Source organism: Alteromonas sp. M12, from assembly GCF_037478005.1.
Lineage (GTDB): Bacteria > Pseudomonadota > Gammaproteobacteria > Enterobacterales > Alteromonadaceae > Aliiglaciecola > Aliiglaciecola lipolytica_A.
Genome location: NZ_CP144164.1, coordinates 2,722,143 through 2,741,623 on the forward strand (window position 1 = coordinate 2,722,143; position 19,481 = coordinate 2,741,623).

Annotated in this window: 18 protein-coding genes; 10 read left to right on the plus strand and 8 right to left on the minus strand. The window is 40.2% G+C overall.

Features of this window, described 5'->3' with window-relative positions; translation table 11 throughout:
- Position 1: 1 nt before the first annotated feature.
- Genes VUI23_RS11735 through zwf form a run of 4 tightly spaced genes read right to left on the minus strand, consistent with a single transcriptional unit; the run spans position 2 to position 4,976 of the window.
- Entirely contained in the window at positions 2–955 is a 954-nt protein-coding gene (locus VUI23_RS11735; protein ID WP_216047479.1) for a glucokinase, read from the minus strand.
- Positions 945–2,780, minus strand: a complete 1,836-nt coding sequence (edd, locus tag VUI23_RS11740) for a phosphogluconate dehydratase (protein WP_342804483.1) — start codon at positions 2,778–2,780, stop codon at positions 945–947. Before edd ends, VUI23_RS11735 begins: the two co-directional genes overlap by 11 nt.
- A gap of 8 nt (positions 2,781–2,788) precedes the next feature.
- A complete protein-coding gene (pgl, locus tag VUI23_RS11745; protein WP_342804484.1) occupies positions 2,789–3,481 on the minus strand; it encodes a 6-phosphogluconolactonase in 693 nt (230 codons plus the stop codon).
- 1 nt (position 3,482) lies between these two features.
- Positions 3,483–4,976 (minus strand): glucose-6-phosphate dehydrogenase, encoded by a 1,494-nt coding sequence (zwf, locus tag VUI23_RS11750; RefSeq protein WP_216047482.1) that lies wholly within the window; start codon positions 4,974–4,976, stop codon positions 3,483–3,485.
- A 287-nt stretch (positions 4,977–5,263) separates the two neighbouring features.
- On the opposite strand from zwf, the gene VUI23_RS11755 reads away from it, so the two are divergent.
- The 3 genes from VUI23_RS11755 (at position 5,264) to VUI23_RS11765 (ending at position 9,182) form a co-directional block, all read left to right on the plus strand.
- The gene (locus VUI23_RS11755; RefSeq protein WP_216047483.1) at positions 5,264–6,115 is read left to right on the plus strand and encodes a MurR/RpiR family transcriptional regulator; all 852 of its coding nucleotides are present in this window, start codon (positions 5,264–5,266) and stop codon (positions 6,113–6,115) included.
- A 200-nt stretch (positions 6,116–6,315) separates the two neighbouring features.
- A complete protein-coding gene (gene pyk / locus VUI23_RS11760; protein WP_216047484.1) occupies positions 6,316–7,752 on the plus strand; it encodes a pyruvate kinase in 1,437 nt (478 codons plus the stop codon).
- A 257-nt stretch (positions 7,753–8,009) separates the two neighbouring features.
- Entirely contained in the window at positions 8,010–9,182 is a 1,173-nt protein-coding gene (locus VUI23_RS11765; RefSeq protein WP_342804485.1) for a saccharopine dehydrogenase NADP-binding domain-containing protein, read from the plus strand.
- Positions 9,183–9,326: 144 nt separating this feature from the next.
- Here VUI23_RS11765 and VUI23_RS11770 read toward each other — a convergent pair whose 3' ends face one another.
- Positions 9,327–9,878 carry an NAD(P)H nitroreductase gene (locus VUI23_RS11770; RefSeq protein ID WP_342804486.1) on the minus strand — a complete coding sequence of 184 codons (552 nt, stop codon included), beginning with the start codon at positions 9,876–9,878 and terminating at the stop codon, positions 9,327–9,329.
- Between the two features lie 257 nt (positions 9,879–10,135).
- Here VUI23_RS11770 and sppA point away from each other — a divergent pair, with 257 nt between their 5' ends.
- Together sppA and VUI23_RS11780 are read left to right on the plus strand one after the other, a co-directional pair.
- On the plus strand, positions 10,136–11,998 hold the full coding sequence (gene sppA, locus VUI23_RS11775; protein WP_342804487.1) for a signal peptide peptidase SppA: 1,863 nt from the start codon (positions 10,136–10,138) through the stop codon (positions 11,996–11,998).
- 92 nt (positions 11,999–12,090) lie between these two features.
- The gene (locus tag VUI23_RS11780; RefSeq protein ID WP_216047488.1) at positions 12,091–12,579 is read left to right on the plus strand and encodes a SprT family zinc-dependent metalloprotease; all 489 of its coding nucleotides are present in this window, start codon (positions 12,091–12,093) and stop codon (positions 12,577–12,579) included.
- Positions 12,580–12,609: 30 nt separating this feature from the next.
- Here VUI23_RS11780 and yfbV read toward each other — a convergent pair whose 3' ends face one another.
- Positions 12,610–13,056 carry a terminus macrodomain insulation protein YfbV gene (gene yfbV, locus VUI23_RS11785; protein WP_216047489.1) on the minus strand — a complete coding sequence of 149 codons (447 nt, stop codon included), beginning with the start codon at positions 13,054–13,056 and terminating at the stop codon, positions 12,610–12,612.
- A 344-nt stretch (positions 13,057–13,400) separates the two neighbouring features.
- Here yfbV and trxB point away from each other — a divergent pair, with 344 nt between their 5' ends.
- The 4 genes from trxB to infA all read left to right on the plus strand — a co-directional run bounded on the left by trxB (position 13,401) and on the right by infA (position 16,096).
- Positions 13,401–14,357, plus strand: coding sequence for a thioredoxin-disulfide reductase (trxB, locus tag VUI23_RS11790; RefSeq protein ID WP_342804488.1), 957 nt, complete (start codon positions 13,401–13,403; stop codon positions 14,355–14,357).
- A gap of 39 nt (positions 14,358–14,396) precedes the next feature.
- A complete protein-coding gene (gene aat, locus VUI23_RS11795; protein WP_342804489.1) occupies positions 14,397–15,095 on the plus strand; it encodes a leucyl/phenylalanyl-tRNA--protein transferase in 699 nt (232 codons plus the stop codon).
- Between the two features lie 2 nt (positions 15,096–15,097).
- Positions 15,098–15,799 (plus strand): arginyltransferase, encoded by a 702-nt coding sequence (locus tag VUI23_RS11800; RefSeq protein ID WP_303500960.1) that lies wholly within the window; start codon positions 15,098–15,100, stop codon positions 15,797–15,799.
- A 78-nt stretch (positions 15,800–15,877) separates the two neighbouring features.
- Entirely contained in the window at positions 15,878–16,096 is a 219-nt protein-coding gene (gene infA / locus VUI23_RS11805; protein WP_008844395.1) for a translation initiation factor IF-1, read from the plus strand.
- A gap of 91 nt (positions 16,097–16,187) precedes the next feature.
- Here infA and clpA read toward each other — a convergent pair whose 3' ends face one another.
- Complete coding sequence (clpA, locus tag VUI23_RS11810) at positions 16,188–18,452, minus strand: ATP-dependent Clp protease ATP-binding subunit ClpA (protein ID WP_216047493.1); 2,265 nt, start codon at positions 18,450–18,452, stop codon at positions 16,188–16,190.
- Positions 18,453–18,719: 267 nt separating this feature from the next.
- Positions 18,720–19,040: an ATP-dependent Clp protease adapter ClpS gene (gene clpS, locus VUI23_RS11815; protein WP_303500961.1), complete on the minus strand. Its 321-nt coding sequence runs from the start codon at positions 19,038–19,040 to the stop codon at positions 18,720–18,722.
- A gap of 207 nt (positions 19,041–19,247) precedes the next feature.
- Between clpS and cspD the strand changes: the two genes are divergently transcribed.
- Positions 19,248–19,466 carry a cold shock domain-containing protein CspD gene (gene cspD / locus VUI23_RS11820; RefSeq protein WP_342804490.1) on the plus strand — a complete coding sequence of 73 codons (219 nt, stop codon included), beginning with the start codon at positions 19,248–19,250 and terminating at the stop codon, positions 19,464–19,466.
- The last annotated feature ends 15 nt before the right edge of the window (positions 19,467–19,481 follow it).

Below are 19,481 nucleotides of genomic sequence, written 5' to 3' on the forward strand. Positions count from 1 at the left end.
CTTACTCCTTATGATTCTGTTGTAAATAGGCAGCTGCGCCCAGTAAACCATGATCAGGTTCTGTAATGATGTAGGTTGGGATGTTAGAGACATAATGTCTAAATCGTCCCTTGTCTTCAAAACGAGCACGAAACTTACTACTTTTAATAAAGTCAACAAAACGTGAAGCAATACCACCACCGATATATACGCCGCCATAGGTTGCTAAATTAAGCGCTAAGTTACCTGCAAAACTACCCATAATTTTGCAAAACTGCTGCAATGTTTCTACGCAGATTTCACATTCTTCAGATAGCGCTTTTTCAGTAATTTGGGCTGGATCAGCAAAAATAGCTGCTTGCTGATGTTTCTCTGCCAACCCTTCATAGATATGTACGATGCCACGGCCTGATAAAACCTCTTCAGCAGACACATGCCCTAATTTCTTTTTAAGGTAGCGCCAAATAGCGAATTCATTCTCGTCATTTGCGGCAAAATCAACATGTCCGCCTTCGCCATCTAGAGCTTTCCAACCTTTATCCGTAAAAGTGAGGTGTTCTACACCTAAACCCGTACCTGGTCCAAAAACAGCAATATTGGCATTCAATTTTGGCGCACCAGCGCCAATTTGAACTTTTTGATCATCCTTTAACACTGGCAATGAATGCGCCACAGAAGTGAAGTCATTAATAACCCCCAGCCAATCCAAAGATAAACCTTTGGTTAGCTGGTCAATGGAAAACTCCCATGTGTGATTGGTCATTTTTACCCAATCACCGATTACCGGGCACGCTATTGCGATACACCCAAAACTAAACTTAACCTCTGGAAATTCGCTAAAGTAATGTTTAATCGCATCTTCAATCGTAGGAAAATCAACACATAAATATTTTTTGATATTGATTAAGTTATGTCCTTCAACTTGGCAAATACGAATATTTGTCCCACCGACATCGGCTACGAATTTAGAGGTCATGTTGATTACCTGATCCAGCAAATAGAGAACATGCGCCCTGCTCTGCACCCGTTAGAGAGTTGCGCATAGAAGCAAACATTTCACGGCCCATACCAATTTGGTGTTTGTCAGTTTGTGCCACTTTAGTTTTTCGTTTCGCCAATTCTTCAGTGCTAACCAATAAACACATCTCACCGGTTTCAGTGTTGAGCTCGATTAAATCGCCACTTTCGACTTTGGCTAACAAACCACCGTGATAGGCTTCAGGGGTCACATGGATAGCAGCTGGTACTTTTCCAGATGCACCAGACATACGACCATCGGTGACTAAAGCAACTTTAAAGCCTTTGTCCTGCAACACACCAAGAGGCGGCGTTAAACTATGCAGTTCAGGCATACCAATCGCTGCCGGACCTTGGAAACGAACGACAACAATACAATCTTTATCTAAATCACCGGCCTTGAAGGCATCGGCCAATTCGAACTGATCTTCAAATACCACTGCCGGAGCTTTAATTTTGCAATGAGGTTCACGTAATGCCGAAGTTTTCATCACCGCACGGCCCAAATTGCCATGCAAAACAGATAAACCGCCATCGGGTTTAAATGGTTTAGCAACAGATGAGATCACTTCAGGATCAAATGACTCAGCCGGACCATCTTGCCAAGTCAACTCGCCATCTTTCAATGTAGGTTCTTTGGTATATTGTTCTAACCCTTCGCCACAAATGGTTTTCACATCGTTATGCAATAAACCGGCGCTTAGCAATTCTTTAAACAAAACTGCCATACCGCCAGCGGCAGTAAAGTGGTTAATATCAGCAGAACCGTTCGGATAAATCCGTGTTAACAAAGGTACTGCATTGGAAATGTCAGAAAAGTCATCCCAATTTATCTCATAACCCGCAGAGCGTGCGACTGCAACTAAATGCATGGTGTGGTTAGTTGAGCCACCTGTTGCAAGTAATGCGACTAAGCCATTGACTAATGCTTTGGCATCCACAATATGACCAATAGGCGTATAATTATCACCTAAATCGGTTAATCGAGTCACTTGACGGGCAGCGGCTTTAGTTAATTCATCCCGTAAATCCGTACCTGGATTAACAAAAGAAGAGCCTGGCAAATGCAGTCCCATCACCTCAACCACTAATTGGTTACTGTTAGCGGTACCATAAAAGGTACACGTACCCGCTGAGTGATAACTTTTCGATTCTGATTCAAGTAACTCTTTGCGCCCTACTTTACCTTGAGCGAACATTTGGCGTACGCGCGCTTTTTCTTTATTAGGTAAACCAGAAGGCATTGGACCCGCAGGTACAAAAACTGTTGGTAAATGTCCAAAACTCAAAGCGCCCATTAATAATCCTGGGACGATTTTGTCACAAATGCCCAGCATCAATGCGCCATCGAACATATTATGCGACAGCCCTACTGCGGTAGAAAGAGCAATGACATCACGACTCATCAAGCTCAGATCCATGCCAGGATTACCTTGAGTAACCCCATCACACATAGCCGGAACACCACCGGCAAACTGGGCAACACTACCGATATCACGAATAGCATCTTTTAGTATTTGCGGATAAGCTTCATAAGGTTGGTGTGCAGAAAGCATGTCATTGTATGACGATACAATGGCAATATTTGATTTAGTTAAGCTAGTTAAATCAGCTTTATCTTCTGTATTACAGGCAGCAAAACCATGGGCTAAGTTGCCACAAGATAAAACACCACGATGTGGCCCTTGCAAGCGTGCGCTTTCAATTTTGTCTAGATAATTTTGTCTGGATTGTCGACTTCGTTCGATAATCCGCTCGGTTACTTCTTGAATCACAGAATTCATATGTTCTCCTAAGCAGCCCAAATAAGTTTTACATCGGTATTATTAAAGACGGCTCGAATAGGCATTTCCAAGGCGTCATCACTTTGCTGAGCAATGTCGATAATACGTTTTTTAGATTCACCCACTAAATGTAAAAAGATATTTTCACTGTTGAGTATACTTTTTAATGTTAGTGACATTCTTTGATTTGGCGCAGTGGTAGGAGTAACCGCAATATAATCGCTATCTAAATTGGTATTTAAGCCTTGTTCCAATTGTTCAGAACAGGGAAACAGCGAAGCGGTGTGACCATCTTCACCCATGCCAAGAATTAACGCATCAAAAGGCGTTTTTATCTTGCTTAAATTCGTATTTAAAAAAGACACGGCATCACAGGCATCGGCCTCTGATGTTTTTAATCCAAAAAAATTCGCCACTGCGGCTTTATTGATCAATAGTTCACGCTTCACCATTGCAGCATTGCTCGCCGGATCGCTTTCGTCCACCCAGCGTTCATCAACTAAGGTTACGTCTACCTTTTCCCATTCTAAGTCTTGCTTAGAAAGCTGATTAAACATCGCAGCCGGAGTACGTCCACCTGAAACGGCTAAACTAGCTCGACCGTTTTTGGCTATTCCTTGTTTCAAGATATCTGCGATTTGACTTGAAAAATCTTGATTCAAAAGCTCAACTGAAGAATATTTAGTTTCAATTAGCGCCATATTACTTTTTCTTCCCAATTCGCGATTCATACCATGCACGATTATCTCGAGCTAGCAGCGCTATTGATGCTACTGGACCCCAAGTACCAGCCTGATAAGGTTCAGGTAAATCATTGTTGGCACCCCAAGCGCGGAATATTCCGTCAACCCAAGTCCAAGCTTGTTCAACTTCATCACGACGCACGAACAATGCCTGATTACCGATCATCACTTCTAACAGTAATTTTTCGTAAGCATCGGCAATACGGTCATCTTTGAACTCTTCAGAAAAACTTAGGTTCAAGCGCGATTTTTGCAAGTCCATGGAACCACTACTAGTTAGCCCAGGTACTTTGTTCATTACGGTAATTTCAACACCTTCATCAGGTTGCAGACGAATGGTTAATTTATTAGGTGGTAATTGCGCAAAACTTTCCCCAAATAAATTGTGAGGTTGGCGTTTAAAGTAAATAACGACTTCACTGGTTTTGCTTGGCAAACGTTTACCAGTACGCAGGTAAAACGGAACCCCTGCCCAACGCCAGTTATCTAGATGAACTTTGAGTGATACAAAGGTTTCTGTTTCAGACTTGGTATTAGCGCCTTCTTCATCCAAATAGCCAGGTACTTCTTTGCCTTTTACAAAACCACCTACATACTGACCACGTACAGTATCTGTTTGTACATTGGCAGCGGTAATAGGTCTAAGCGCTTTCAACACTTTTAACTTTTCGTCACGAATACTGTCTGCATCTAAAACTGCGGGCGGTTCCATGGCAATCAACGTTAGGATTTGCAACAAGTGGTTTTGCACCATATCGCGCATTTGACCAGCTTCATCAAAATATCCCCAACGGCCTTCAATCCCAACTGATTCAGCCACAGAAATTTGCACATGGTCGATACAGTTATGATCCCAATTGGTTGCAAAAATTGAATTGGCAAAGCGTAATGAAACAAGGTTTAAAACAGTTTCTTTACCTAAATAGTGATCAATTCGATAAATTTGTTTTTCGTCGAAGAACTCAGCAACTTGATCGTTGATGACTTTTGACGACTTCAAATCATGACCAAGTGGTTTTTCAAGCACAACACGTACACTCGAATCGATAACACCTGCATTGTGCAAGCCTTTACAAATGTCACCAAAGATAGAAGGTGGCGTTGCTAAGTAGCAAACCATAGTCCGCGATCTATCTACATGCTGTTTAAACGATGGGTAACTATTTATGTCTTTCATGTCGACACAAACATAATCTAATTTTTCTGAAAAACGATTCCAAGTATCTTCACATAGGGCTTCGCCACTAAATTCAACGATACTATCTTTAACATCCTCAACATATTCTTCGTTGCTGATATCTTGACGAGCCGCACCGATGATACGTGAATCGGCGTGGACTAAATTTGCTTTTTCTAACTGATATAAAGCCGGCAATAATTTACGGCGGGCCAGATCCCCTTTAGTACCAAAAAGGACAAAGTCGCACGGTTCAATAGAATTTTCCAACACCATTTTAATGACCTATATATAGAAGAATGAACACTAATAAAATGTAATTACAACAAATGAATTACGTTTTATTATGACAATTGAGCTAAAATTTAACATTATATGTTGTAATATTACAACATATTACGTCTCTTGTTTAATTACAAATAATATGGTTATTTTAACAAAACTTATAAAAAATGCTGGCTAATTTGGTAAAAACTTACAACAATTACTGTAACAAACCGACAAAAGTAGTGTTAAATGTCGTTTAAACTAAGTCGCAACAAAACAATAAGATTTATGCACCGATGAATATTCTTGAAAAAATAACACAAAATAAATCCGTTTTTAGTAAATCTGAAAGAAAAGTAGCGGATATAATTTTAGATAATCCTCAAACAGCAATACATTCAAGTATAGCTACACTTGCTAAAATGTCAGATGTCAGCGAACCAACCGTTAATCGGTTTTGTCGTCGCCTAGACACTAAGGGATTTCCAGATTTCAAACTGCATCTTGCCCAAAGTCTTGCCAACGGAACGCCCTATGTCAATCGACATGTCGAGGAAAATGACGGGCCTGAGGAATATACTAAAAAAATATTCGAATCAACCATGGCGTCATTAGAAGTTGCAAGGCAATCAGTCGATATCAATACAATCAATCGTGCCGTTGATTTGCTTACCCAAGCTCAAAAAATATCGTTTTTTGGTTTAGGGGCAAGTGCTTCTGTTGCCCACGATGCCCTTAATAAATTTTTTAGATTCAACGTTCCCGTTGTCTATTTTGAAGATATTTTGATGCAACGTATGAGTTGCATGAACAGCACTGAAGATGACGTCGTCGTATTGATCTCACACACTGGCAGAACAAAAAGCCTAGTGGAGATCGCACATATTGCCAGAGCAAACGATGCAACTGTAGTTGGGATAACATCTAAAAATAGCCCATTAGCCAAAGAGTGTAATTTAGTTTTATCACTCGAGGTGCCTGAAGATACTGACATGTACATGCCAATGGCATCCAGAATCGCGCAATTAATTCTAATTGATATTCTCGCTACCGGCTTTACTTTAAGACGCGGTGGTAAGTTTAGAGAAAACCTAAAACGTGTAAAAGATACACTCAGAGGGTCTAGATTTGAAAAGCGAGACGAGTAGCTTACAGTGACTGTCATTTAATATTCATCAAAGTATTTACTTAAATTAATTCACATTTACGCAACTTTGCACTACTATTTTGTAATAAAATTACAAAAACCTGAGTTTGCTGTCAGATTATTTGCCGAAAAAGCACAAATCGGCTTTTTATTCGCCAATTCAGGTTATTTTTTAACAAACCAAGTCGGACACTAAACTCTATGTTAAGACGTACTAAAATTCTCGCTACTCTTGGACCCGCAACAGACACCCCTGAAATGATAGAAGGTATTATCAAGGCAGGCGCAAATGTCGTGCGTATGAATTTCTCTCACGGAACTGCAGAAGACCATATTAATAGAGCCAAAATTGTAAGAGATGTGGCCAAAAAATTGGGGAAATACATTGCTATCCTTGGTGATCTTCAAGGTCCAAAAATTCGAGTGTCTCGGTTCAAAGATGGTCCAATTAAATTAAACATCGGTGATGAATTCATTCTTGACGCTGAAATGGGCAAAGAAGATGGCGACCAAAAATCTGTAGGAATTGACTACAAAGCCCTACCAGATGATGTGCACCCTGATGATTTGTTGTTATTAGACGATGGCAGAATTCAACTGCTAGTTGAAAAAGTAGTAGGTAGAAAAGTATTCACCAAAGTAACTGTAGGTGGAAAGCTGTCTAACAATAAAGGCATCAACCGTCTCGGCGGCGGGTTATCTGCAGAAGCGTTAACAGAGAAAGACAAACAAGACATTAAAACGGCCGCACAAATGGACGTTGATTATCTTGCCGTGTCGTTTCCTAGATGTGGAGCTGATTTAGATTATGCTCGTAAACTTGCGGTAGAAGCAGGTTGTAGAGCGCTTATTTGCGCCAAAGTCGAAAGAGCTGAGACAGTCGCCAGTGATGAAGCAATAGATGACATTATCCAAGCATCAGATGCGGTAATGGTTGCCCGTGGTGATTTAGGTGTTGAAATTGGTGATGCAGAGTTAGTTGGTGTACAGAAAAAATTGATTTCCCGCTCCAGACAAATGAACAAGGTAGTGATCACTGCTACGCAAATGATGGAGTCGATGATCAGCAGCCCTATGCCAACTCGAGCCGAAGTAATGGACGTGGCAAATGCGGTATTAGATGGCACAGATGCAGTGATGCTTTCTGCCGAAACCGCAGCCGGTGAATTCCCCATCGAAACCGTTGCCGCGATGGCGCGAGTATGTGAAGGTGCAGAAACTCACCCAAGCGTTAAAATATCTAAACACCGCGTCGATGAAAAATTCACATCAGTGAGTGAGACTGTTGCGCTTTCAGCAGTGTATGCGGCCAACCACTTGGCTAGCATCAAAGCTTTGATAGCGTTAACCGAAAGTGGTAACACATCTAAAATCATGTCTCGCATTACTACTTCGTTGCCTATCTATGCCTTATCAAGACACGAATCAACGTTAAATACTATGGCCCTTTTCAGAGGCGTCAAACAGGTTTATTTCGATTCTCGAGGCAGTGAGCCGGGTAAATTGAAACAAGACGTTATTGATGTTTTAAAAAGCAAAGGTATCGTTGAAAGTGGTGATTGTTTTGTTATGACTTATGGTGATGAAATGGAAACCATAGGCTCTACTAACGCATTTAAGATTGTTACTGTTCCCTAAATAAAGTTTCAATTTCAGTTTTAATTTAATGAGCACCATTGCTAGCCTTAGCAATGGTGCTTTTTTAATTCCTAAATCTGCCCTTCCCCAATCTTTTGTTTCTGCTTTTTCTAGCCGCAAGGCTTTTTCAATCAGCCCTTATTTAAATCAACTATTCTCCATATCAATAGTCGCTAATAAATCATATCAACTCTTAATTTGTATCTATTTTGTTTACTATCATGCTTCCTATAATTAGAAAATGATTAGTAGCTATTATGATGTCGAAACCAACTTATGATGTGATTGTATATGGCGCAACAGGTTTTACCGGTCAACTCGTTGCAGAATATTTAGCAAAAACTTACCCAAGCAAACAAGATCTAAACTGGGCTATCGCGGGCAGAAACCTCAGCAAACTAAACGAAATAAAATCGAACTTAAACCTAAGTTCCGATGTAGATTGCATAATCGCTGATTCAAACGACGTAGACAGCCTGAAATCTCTTGTACAAAGCACCAAAGTAGTGTTGACGACTGTAGGGCCATATCAGTTATATGGCAATGATTTAGTCGCATTGTGTGCACAAACTGGTACCGACTATGTGGATCTGTGTGGTGAGCCTACATGGATGCATGACATGATAGCCGCACACCAAGATAGCGCGGAAAAAAGTGGCGCTAGAATCGTATTTTCATGCGGTTTCGATTCAATCCCCTTTGACTTGGGTGTGTATTTTCTTCAGCAAAAAGCAAAAGAAAAATTCTCACATACCTTTAGCCGAGTTAAAGGTCGCGTAAGAGGTATGAAAGGTACGTTTTCTGGTGGCACTAAAGCCAGTCTACAAGCTACCATGGCGGCCGCGAGAAAAGATAAATCGGTAATGCAGGTATTATTAAATCCATTTGCACTAACGCCGACGTTTAAAGGCCCTGAACAGCCTTTGGGTAATAAACCTATTTATGAAGAAGAGTTTAATAGTTGGTCTGCTCCTTTTATTATGGCGGCAATCAATACTCGGAATATACATCGTTCAAATTATTTATTATCCCATCAGTATGGCGAGGATTTTGTATACGACGAAATGATGTTTACCGGCCCTGGTGAAAAAGGCAAAGCAATTGCAGACCACGTTGCTGCAGACAAAAGCATGGCCAGTGACGAGGGACCAAAACCTGGTGAAGGGCCAAGTAAAGAGGAACGTGAAGCAGGCTTTTTTGATGTTATTTTCTCAGCTCAAGAAAACCAAAATCAGTTAACTGTTTCAGTAAAAGGCAACATGGACCCGGGCTATGGCACGACCTCTAAAATGATTTCGGAGTCTGCCGTTTGCCTTGCTAAGGATGAGCTAACAGTGAAAGGTGGTATTTGGACTACGGCGCCAGCAATGGGAGATAAATTGATCAGCCGATTAATTGACAAAGCAGGCATGACATTTAATGTCGAATAAATAGCTTTTTATCTAGCCATCTAAAACGCCCCAAATCTAACGAGGCCTCAACAGTTGGACAATCCAATTACTGAGGGCCACCTCAAAATGGGGCGTTTTTTCTTTCAGTCGTTTAGCGCTTAGGCAAAATTATGGTCTGAGTAACTAATTCCAAAACTCAAAATAATCACTGCTGCTGCGCTGCGGGGCTGGCATCGCTTCTGTTGTAGGCGTACCTAAATAGAGAAAACCGACAATTTCATCTTTTTCTTCTAAGAAAAATGCACATTTAACATCTTCATTTTGAGCGAATGTTCCTGTTCTCCATACACCGCCAAAACCTTGTGCTACCGCAGCCATTTGCATTGCATGGACGGCACACGAAGCGGAAGCAACTTGTTCAATCCATGGCACCTTCTCATGCTCTGAGTATTTGGCGATAGCGACAATAACCATAGGAGCTCGAAGCGGCATTTGTGGTGCCCGTTTAATCTGGTTTTCATCTAGATCTTCATTAATTGCCGCTTCTTCGAAAATCTCACCTAACTTAATTAGTCCCCTTCCCTGACAAACAACAAACTTCCACGGTGTTAAACCGGCATGATCAGGCGCGCGCAATGCTGCCTGCATAATTATTTCAAGCTGCTGACCTTGAGGGGCTGGCCCTTTCAATCTTGGTTGAGAGCGTCTGTTTAACAATAATTCAATAGCTTGCATATTAACCCAGTGACTAAATCAGAATTGATATATTAGTATGCAAACTTCACTGTTTTACTGCAACTGCAATCTGAATTTCCTTGTGAATTTAATTGTCGTTAAAGCTTTAGCGCCCGAGGTTTCGAATCTTTTGCCGTTTAATTGAGCACAATTACCACAAAAGTCATTTCATTCATAAAAAATTACATTTGTATTGTCGCTTAATTATTAAAATTCGTTAGGATAAGCAAATTGTACAATTTCAGGTGAATTTCTATATGGCAAATGGTAGTAGTTGGACTAAATCTTTTTTTGTTGGAATCTGGACAGTTTTAAATTTCTGTCGAAAAGCATTTTTTAATATTATCTTTATTATTTTGGCTATCGGTTTCATTGCGATGCTAATGAAAGATGATGGCAAAGTGTTGGTTCCTAAAAGTACAGCATTAGTTCTCAATATTGAAGGCGATATCGTGATTGAGAAACGCTATGTTGATCCAATGAACAAATTTTTGGAAGAAGCTTTTGGTCAAGAGCCAGAAAATCCAGAAGTGTTATTAAAGGATGTGCTGTTCGCGTTAGAAAATGCCAAACATGATAATCGCGTTAAAACCTTGATTCTGCAACTTCAAGGTATGGGCAATGTAGGCATGGATAAAATGAAGCAAGTGGCAATGGCCATTGACGATTTTAAAGAAAGTGGAAAGCCTGTTTATGCCATAGCAGACTACTATACTCAAAGTCAGTACTACCTGGCCAGTAAAGCCGACAAAGTTTACATGAACCCTATGGGCGCGATGATGTTTGAAGGTTATGGACGTTACCCAACCTATTACAAAGCAGCCTTAGAAAAGTTAAAAGTGACAACTCATGTGTTTAAAGTAGGCACATATAAATCGGCTGTTGAACCTTACATTCGCGATGACATGTCTGAGCCGGCAAAAGAAGCAAATAAAGCTTGGTTGACAGTACTTTGGAATCAATACAAAGCAGATGTTGCTGCAGCACGTAATCTATCAACTAGCGCTTTTGATGAAGATCTAGATCAATTTTTACTCAAATTTGAACAAGTTGATGGTGATTTTGCAGCCTACGCAATGGAAAACGGTTGGGTAGATGGATTGCCTACTCGTGAAGCTATAAGACAAGAAATAATTGATATTGTCGGCGAAGACAAAAACCATAAGAGTTTTAGTCAAATAAGCCTAAATAATTACTTAAAAGTAATTAAACCCATTTATCATCTTCCACAAGTTGATGTTGATCATGTTGCAATCGTGGTCGCCAAAGGGTCGATTTTAAACGGCACTCAAAAAGCCGGAGACATCGGCGGTGACAGTACTGCTGAGTTGCTTCGTAAAGCCCGATTAGATGACTCGGTCAAAGCAGTAGTATTGTATGTAGACTCCCCTGGGGGCAGCGCATTTGCCTCTGAAATTATCCGCCAAGAAGTTGAAAACCTAAAAACTGCAAATAAACCTGTCGTTGCTTTGATGAGTACTTATGGTGCCTCAGGTGGCTATTGGATTTCAGCTGCTGCGGATGAGATTTGGGCAGCGCCTAGCACTGTTACTGGCTCTATTGGTATCTTTGGCATGTTTATGACCTTTGAAAATACCCTTGATTATTTAGGCATTCACTCTGATGGTGTGGGTACCACGGACTTCTCTGGATTGAACGTGACTAAAGCACTTGATCCTAGAGCTGGCCAAGTTATTCAAATGAGCATAAATCATGGTTATCAAGAATTTCTTAACTTAGTTGCCAAGGAAAGAAACATGACGGTGGAAGCTGTCGACAAAATTGCCCAAGGTAGAGTTTGGATTGGGGAAACGGCGAAAGAATTAGGTTTAGTTGATAACCTAGGGTTTTTAGATGATGCCGTTTCCGCTGCGGCAGATTTAGCGAAACTGGAAAACTACGAAACCAAATATGTCGAACGAGATTTAAGCCCTAGTGAAAAATTCTGGAAAGAATTCTTAGGGCAAGCTTCTCAAACAATTGGACATGGCAGCTTCGCCAAAAAAGATTCTGCGCTAGCTGGCTTTGTTAAACAACTAGTTGAAGAGGTAGATGCCGTCACAAAATTGAATGATCCTAATGGTGTTTATGCTCATTGTTTAGCTTGTGAAATAAACTAACCTCTATTATCCTCTCGATGATTAATGGTCTAGTTAGGCCATTAATCATCACCTCTACACTCAAATAAGCACCTAAAAACAATTTCAATTAAATGATCAGTTTTGCACAACAAAAAATAATTCAGCAGCGAGTATTAGACTGTATTCAAATGGCTGAAGTTTATTTTCATCGAAAGTTTGTAGCCCCTACTCTGATGTTTAATCAACGGGGAAATATAGCAGGAACGGCTCACTTACAAAAAAACCTGATAAAGCTCAATAGCACTTTATTGATGGATAATTTTGACGAGTTTCTTGTTACTGTGATTCCTCACGAAGTTGCTCACATCATTACATTCCAGTTATTCAAACGTGTGAAACCCCATGGTATTGAATGGCAATCAATTATGAATAATGTGTTCAACTTACCCGCAACGGTAAGACATAAAATGGACACAACCAAGACCCAAGGTAAAATGTTTGACTATAAGTGTCAGTGCGGGACAGTTAAGCTGACGTTGAGAAGGCATAACAAGGTGGTTAACAAACAACAGATTTATTGTTGCCGGAAGTGCCAACAAGAGTTGCTAGAAATAACCTGATTTTCAATTAAATTAATAATCCAAAAGCTACTAAAACCACTGCTTTGTAAACACTTTATCAAGTTCTTTAAAGGCAGTTTTTAATAATTTCGCCAGTTCTTTATAACGAGGTTTAGCCCGTTGTTGGCTAACGGTCACCCCTTGTAATTGCATCTTATGATGAATTTCTTGATACCACGCCCGTAAGGCAGGAGGAAGAGTTTGGTTAGAACGATGACCAAGCCACATTAATCCTTGCAGAGGAAGACTAAGAAAAAATGCACCAATGGCGATTCCCTGAGGTATGAAAATATCACCATAAAAATTAATAATAGAAAACGCACTCAATACAGCGATGGGGGGCATAATTGTAATCGACAATTTAGTAGCGCTAATCACACGATACTCTGGAAAAAGTGCATTCAGCTGCTTTTCCATCGGCCAAGTTTTCATATACTCTTGACCATCTTTGAAAATTCCGGTCATGCTCTGGGACATTTGAATCCTTGCAGATTGATTAACTACTGGTAACTATAAGAATAATCTTTAATCGCTAATTTTACCAAAATAAATTAACGAAATAGTAGAATTCAGGATAAAACAACGGGCAAAACCACGTAAAATAGATAAATAATATAAAAACGATGATTATTTATTTGCCCATTAAGTGAATATTAATCAGAACTTTTTATTAAGGTTTGCTTAAAACTTAAAATATTTGATCTAAATAATTTTTTGACCGTTGAATCTAGTTAAAAAATCCATATGTTTAGAAACACTTTTTATTTAATTTTTTGGTCAGATGGATTGGTTCAATCCTGACTACTTTTGGAGAACTAAATATGTCTGATGTTAGACACGTACGTCTTTTGATTTTGGGATCTGGACCAGCAGGTTATTCTGCTGCGGTTTATGCTGCACGAGCAAACTTAAATCCGGTACTACTTACAGGGATTCAGCAAGGCGGACAACTTACCACTACAACAGAAGTTGAAAACTGGCCCGGCGATCCTGAGGGATTAACCGGTCCTGACCTTATGGTTAGAATGCAAAAACATGCTGAAAAATTTGATACTGAAATCATTTTCGATCACATTAATAAAACTGACCTGTCTAAACGCCCTTACACACTTCAAGGTGATAACGGCACTTATACTTGTGACGCTCTGATTATTGCAACTGGCGCATCAGCCAAATATTTGGGTATGGAATCTGAGACGGCATTTATGGGTAAAGGGGTTTCAGCCTGTGCTACTTGTGATGGTTTCTTTTATCGTAACCAGAAAGTAGCGGTTATCGGCGGTGGTAATACTGCCGTTGAAGAAGCTTTATATTTATCTAATATTGCGTCAGAAGTTCATGTTATTCACAGACGTGATTCATTTAGAAGTGAAAAAATATTGTCTGATCGTTTGTTTGAAAAAGCGAAAAACGGCAACGTAGTAATGCATCTCGACAAAACCCTTGATGAAGTGCTAGGTGATGAAATGGGCGTAACCGGCGTGCGTATCAAAGATGTCAATTCTGGTGCGACTGAAGAAATTGATATTATGGGCTTGTTCGTTGCCATTGGACACAAACCTAACACCGACATATTCGAAGGTGAATTGGATATGAAAGATGGCTACATTAAGATTAAGAGCGGTCTTGAAGGTAATGCAACGCAGACTAGCGTTGAAGGTGTATTTGCCGCTGGAGACGTATGCGACCATGTTTACCGTCAAGCAATTACATCTGCCGGTACAGGATGTATGGCCGCGTTAGATGCAGAAAAATTCTTGGATGCATTAGAAAATTAAGGAAAACACGTCAAGCTTGTGTATGAGAATATATAGTAAATGATTTCGCTGCATAAGCTTGACGCTTCCGTAACCTTTCCTTCCCCTCACGAGGCACTAGCTGATCCTAATGGATTACTGGCATTTGGAGGGGATCTGAGTGTTGCACGTTTAGTCAGCGCATATCAGCACGGAATTTTCCCGTGGTTCTCTGAAGGAGAACCTATTCTTTGGTGGAGCCCAGATCCTAGAGGGGTTGTTTTCACTGAAAAATACAAAAGCAGCAAAAGCTTACTCAAACATATCCGCAAGACCAATCCAAAGGTAACAGTTAATGAACGCTTCAATGATGTTATCGATGCTTGCTCCAATGCGCCTCGTAAAGACAGTGGTACGTGGATAACAGCGCATATGATAAACGCATACAAAGCGCTGCATAAGGCCGGTTACGCCCACTCTATTGAGGTGTGGAATAATAAACAACTCATTGGTGGTTTATATGGTGTTTTCGTCAATAATGTTTTTTGCGGGGAATCCATGTTTAGCCTACAAACCAACGCTTCTAAAGTCGCATTTCACTATTTAGTTAATCTGATGAGAACGAATAGTGTAGAACTTATAGATTGCCAAATGCAAAACCCCCACTTAGCCACTTTAGGTTGTGAAGAGATACCCAGAGCGACTTTTTTAAGATTATTATCCTCTGCGGCAGAAAAACAAACATCTAACTCGTGGACTCCTCGGATGTTGTCGGTATGAACATGAAATTTGGACTAACTCAACAATTTCCATGCAGTTATTTAGCCGAGCAGAAAGAACAGTTGCTAGTGCTAGTGACAGACACTGATGATGAACTGGATAACCAATACAATTATTTACTTGGGCAGGGTTTTCGCCGTAGCGGTGATCAAATTTACCGCCCTCATTGTCGCCAATGTAACGCATGCCAATCAATTAGAATTCCAGCTAATAACTTTTTACCGTCGAAAAGCCAACGGCGAATTATAAATAAGAATTCCGATATTCAAGTGTTTACCAGCTCGAAAAATAAACCTGAGTATTATCCAATTTACGCCCAATATATTAATCAACGCCATAACGACGGTAGCATGTTTCCTGCAAGCAAAAATCAATATGATGGATTCATCGACTGTGATTGGTTAGACACTCTTTTTATTGAATTCCACTTAGATGACACTTTAATAGGTGTTGCTGTTACCGATGTTTTGAGTGACGGTTTTTCCGCTCTTTATACATTTTTCAAACCTGAATTCACCAATCGGTCCATTGGAACTTACGCAATTATCAAACAAATTGAACAAGCCAAGCTCAATAATAAAACATTTTTGTATTTGGGATATCAGATAGATGCCTGTCAAAAAATGAGCTACAAGGCTAATTTTTACCCTCACCAGCGCTTTATTGACAATAAATGGCAATTAATCACAAAAAAAAGCACTTAGGTCCTTTACTCTTGCTCTTATATTGGGCAAAATCTGCGCGGCATTTTTGACACTTATTAATTGAGGTAAACAACTTACATGGCGAAAGAAGACTGTATTGAAATGGAAGGTACCGTATTGGACACACTTCCTAATACTATGTTCCGGGTTGAATTAGAAAACGGACACGTCGTCACTGCGCACATCTCAGGAAAGATGCGCAAAAACTATATACGTATATTAACTGGCGACAAAGTAACAGTTGAGATGACTCCTTACGACCTAACAAAAGGCCGTATCATTTATCGCGCCAGATAAGAGACGTTCCTTTTGCTAATTGAGCATAAAAAAACCCAGCCTAGCTGGGTTTTTGTTTATCTGGACTAGCAACAACTAGTAACTTAAACGATTACACTTTACTGGCTTGTTTAGAGCTTTGATTAGAATAATCAAACTTAAGCTTATCGTCTTTCATGGTGATTTTAACACTACCACCATTCACCAACTCACCAAATAGCAATTCGTTAGCTAGATTTTTCTTCACATACTCTTGCATAGTTCTGGCCATTGGACGCGCGCCCATTGCTCTGTCGTAACCTTTTTCTGCAATCCAATTACGAGCTGCATCGTCAATCTCCATAGACACACCTTTGTTATCCAGCTGTACTTGCAGCTCAATAATAAATTTATCCACCACTTGAAGAATGACATCTGACTCAAGGTGATTAAACCAAATGATCCCATCTAAACGGTTTCTAAATTCCGGCGTAAATATTTTATTAATTTCACTGATTGCATCAAAGCTGTGATCTTGCTGTTTGAAACCAATCGACGTTCTAATGGTTTCTTGCACACCGGCATTCGTGGTCATAACTAAAACCACGTTACGGAAATCAACTTTGCGTCCGTTGTTATCGGTCAAGGTTCCGTGATCCATCACTTGTAGCAAAATGTTGTAAATATCACTGTGGGCTTTTTCAATTTCATCAAGCAACACAACACAGTAAGGATTTTTAATCACGGCATCCGTTAACAAGCCCCCCTGATCGAAGCCTACATAGCCTGGGGGAGCACCAATCAATCGACTGACCGCATGGCGTTCCATATATTCAGACATGTCAAAGCGGACCAACTCTACACCCATAATTTTGGCTAATTGTTGAGTAACTTCTGTTTTACCGACACCTGTAGGACCAGCGAACATGAAATTACCAATAGGTTTAGTTTCAATTCCCAAACCTGAACGAGACAAACGAATCGCATCAGATAAGGTTTCAATGGCTTGGTCTTGTCCAAACACGACTAATTTCAAATCCCGTGTCAGATTTTTCAGTGTTTCTTTGTCAGAAGCTGATACTGACTTTTCAGGAATACGGGCCATTTTGGCAATAATGTGCTCTATTTCACCTACACCAATAGTTTTACGTCGCTTAGATACGGGTAATAAGCGCTGTGAAGCCCCTGCTTCATCGATCACGTCAATAGCCTTATCAGGCAAGTGACGCTCGTTTATATACTTAGCAGAGAGCTCTGAGGCCGCTTTAATCGCTTGATTAGTAAAGCGCACACTATGGTGTTTCTCATAGCGACTTTTTAACCCCATAAGAATTTTTGTGGTATCAGCCACACTGGGTTCTGCCACATCAATTTTTTGGAAACGTCGTGCAAGCGCCCTGTCCTTTTCAAAAATACCCTGGTACTCCTGATAAGTAGTAGAGCCGATGCAGCGCAGCTCGCCACTGCTAAGCTTAGGTTTCAACAAATTAGATGCATCCATAACACCACCTGATGCGGCACCTGCACCTATGATGGTATGAATTTCATCGATAAATAATATCGCATCGTCATCTTTACTCAGCTCTTTAAGAATACCTTTCAAGCGTTTTTCGAAGTCACCACGGTATTTAGTTCCCGCTAATAATCCACCTAAATCTAATGAGTAGACTGTTGATGAAGCTATTACTTCAGGCACTTCGTTATTCACTATGCGATACGCTAAACCTTCTGCAATGGCGGTTTTACCGACGCCAGCTTCGCCCACTAGTAGTGGATTATTCTTGCGTCGTCTACATAGTATTTGAATGGTTCTTTCTAATTCAGCATCTCGACCGATAAGAGGATCAATTTTACCCGCTTTGGCCAGAACATTTAAATTGGAAGAATATTTTTCAAGCACCGAGGTATTTTCTTCACCTTCGACAGTCTCTTCTTGGTTTTCAATACTGGATTCTTCATCATTTTTACTCACACCATGGGATATGAAATTAACCACATCCAAGCGTGTGACATCGGTTTTTTTCAAAATATAAACCGCTTGAGATTCTTGTTCACTGAAAATCGCTACCAGAACATTGGCACCTGTCACTTCTTCTTTGCCAGATGACTGCACATGAAAAACCGCGCGCTGAAGCACTCGCTGGAACCCTAAAGTGGGCTGCGTTTCACGGTCGCTAGTGTCATCTTCTAAGATTAGCGGAGTCGTGTCTTTGACAAAATCGACCAACTCAGCTTTTATTGACTCAATATTTGCTCCACAAGCTTTGAGAGCTTCTCTGGCGGCTTTGTTATCTAAAAGCGCTAGTAACAGATGTTCCACCGTCATAAACTCATGACGATGCTCTCTGGCAAATATAAACGCTTCGTTAAGGGTCTGCTCTAAATCTTTATTCAACATACTTATACCCTCCTAAAATCGGGTTGGTTAGTTAACCCTGAAGTAAACTGACGCTGATTTTTATCTGGAATACGGATAAAACCTTATTGATCAGTTTATTAGCCACAAAAACGCTGTTTAGAAACTAACATTTCAGTGGTTAAAGCCTCCATTTTCACATCTTTCTTCGTAATCAGACTCTCTGATTCAAAGGTTAAAATCAAATGTTTTGTGCGATCAGCGGCATAAAAACTTTAGCTAAAGACATTTAACCGTAGTTAAGTTCGTTTATGCTTGTTCCATACTGCACATCAATGGATGCTGATGCTTTCTGGCATACTGATTGACCTGCATCACCTTGGTTTCGGCGATCTGAGCTGTATAAACACCGCAAACAGCGCGACCACGGTAATGGACAGTTAACATTAGCTGACTGGCCTTTTCTGCGTCCATATTAAAAAAGCGCATCAACACTTCGATAACAAAATCCATCGGTGTGTAATCATCGTTATTGATCAAAACTTTGTACATCGGAGGCGGTTCAACTTTCTTTTTAACCGCTTCTAAGTGCTTGTTGTGATCTATGCTTATCGTATTATCTTTGCTCATATTCAAATAATAGTGCCGTTTTGACTTAAATTGTGCTGTTTTTTACAATTTTTGTCGATTAAATTAATTTGACCTTGACATTTGTAGGTTAAAATATCTACATTTTAAATAGGGTAAAACGTTATGCAGTCGATTTGCCCTATCTTTACTATACTTATAGTGGGGATTAAGCAGTGTCAGTTCAAGGGATTAAAAGGAAGCAGATGTATGGCGGTCGGAAAAGTCAAATGGTTTAACAATGCAAAGGGGTTCGGTTTTATTGTCCCTGATGATGGTGGAGAAGATATTTTCGCACATTACTCCACGATTAAGATGGACGGTTATCGTTCTTTAAAAGCAGGTCAAGAAGTGACCTATGAAATTCAGCAAGGCCCAAAAGGCTTACATGCAGAGAACATAGGCATAAGCGACGAACCTGAAAGATAGTTAAGCTAGACTTAA

Coding starts and splice junctions, on each gene's coding strand:
- VUI23_RS11755 (WP_216047483.1), top strand. CDS start 5,264: ATGAATATTCTTGAAAAAATAACACAAAATAAATCCGTTTTTAGTAAA.
- pyk (WP_216047484.1), top strand. CDS start 6,316: ATGTTAAGACGTACTAAAATTCTCGCTACTCTTGGACCCGCAACAGAC.
- VUI23_RS11770 (WP_342804486.1), bottom strand. CDS start 9,878: ATGCAAGCTATTGAATTATTGTTAAACAGACGCTCTCAACCAAGATTG.
- zwf (WP_216047482.1), bottom strand. CDS start 4,976: ATGGTGTTGGAAAATTCTATTGAACCGTGCGACTTTGTCCTTTTTGGT.
- VUI23_RS11800 (WP_303500960.1), top strand. CDS start 15,098: ATGAAATTTGGACTAACTCAACAATTTCCATGCAGTTATTTAGCCGAG.
- VUI23_RS11780 (WP_216047488.1), top strand. CDS start 12,091: ATGATCAGTTTTGCACAACAAAAAATAATTCAGCAGCGAGTATTAGAC.
- pgl (WP_342804484.1), bottom strand. CDS start 3,481: ATGGCGCTAATTGAAACTAAATATTCTTCAGTTGAGCTTTTGAATCAA.
- clpA (WP_216047493.1), bottom strand. CDS start 18,452: ATGTTGAATAAAGATTTAGAGCAGACCCTTAACGAAGCGTTTATATTT.
- VUI23_RS11735 (WP_216047479.1), bottom strand. CDS start 955: ATGACCTCTAAATTCGTAGCCGATGTCGGTGGGACAAATATTCGTATT.
- yfbV (WP_216047489.1), bottom strand. CDS start 13,056: ATGTCCCAGAGCATGACCGGAATTTTCAAAGATGGTCAAGAGTATATG.
- cspD (WP_342804490.1), top strand. CDS start 19,248: ATGGCGGTCGGAAAAGTCAAATGGTTTAACAATGCAAAGGGGTTCGGT.
- infA (WP_008844395.1), top strand. CDS start 15,878: ATGGCGAAAGAAGACTGTATTGAAATGGAAGGTACCGTATTGGACACA.
- sppA (WP_342804487.1), top strand. CDS start 10,136: ATGGCAAATGGTAGTAGTTGGACTAAATCTTTTTTTGTTGGAATCTGG.
- trxB (WP_342804488.1), top strand. CDS start 13,401: ATGTCTGATGTTAGACACGTACGTCTTTTGATTTTGGGATCTGGACCA.
- VUI23_RS11765 (WP_342804485.1), top strand. CDS start 8,010: ATGATGTCGAAACCAACTTATGATGTGATTGTATATGGCGCAACAGGT.
- aat (WP_342804489.1), top strand. CDS start 14,397: ATGATTTCGCTGCATAAGCTTGACGCTTCCGTAACCTTTCCTTCCCCT.
- edd (WP_342804483.1), bottom strand. CDS start 2,780: ATGAATTCTGTGATTCAAGAAGTAACCGAGCGGATTATCGAACGAAGT.
- clpS (WP_303500961.1), bottom strand. CDS start 19,040: ATGAGCAAAGATAATACGATAAGCATAGATCACAACAAGCACTTAGAA.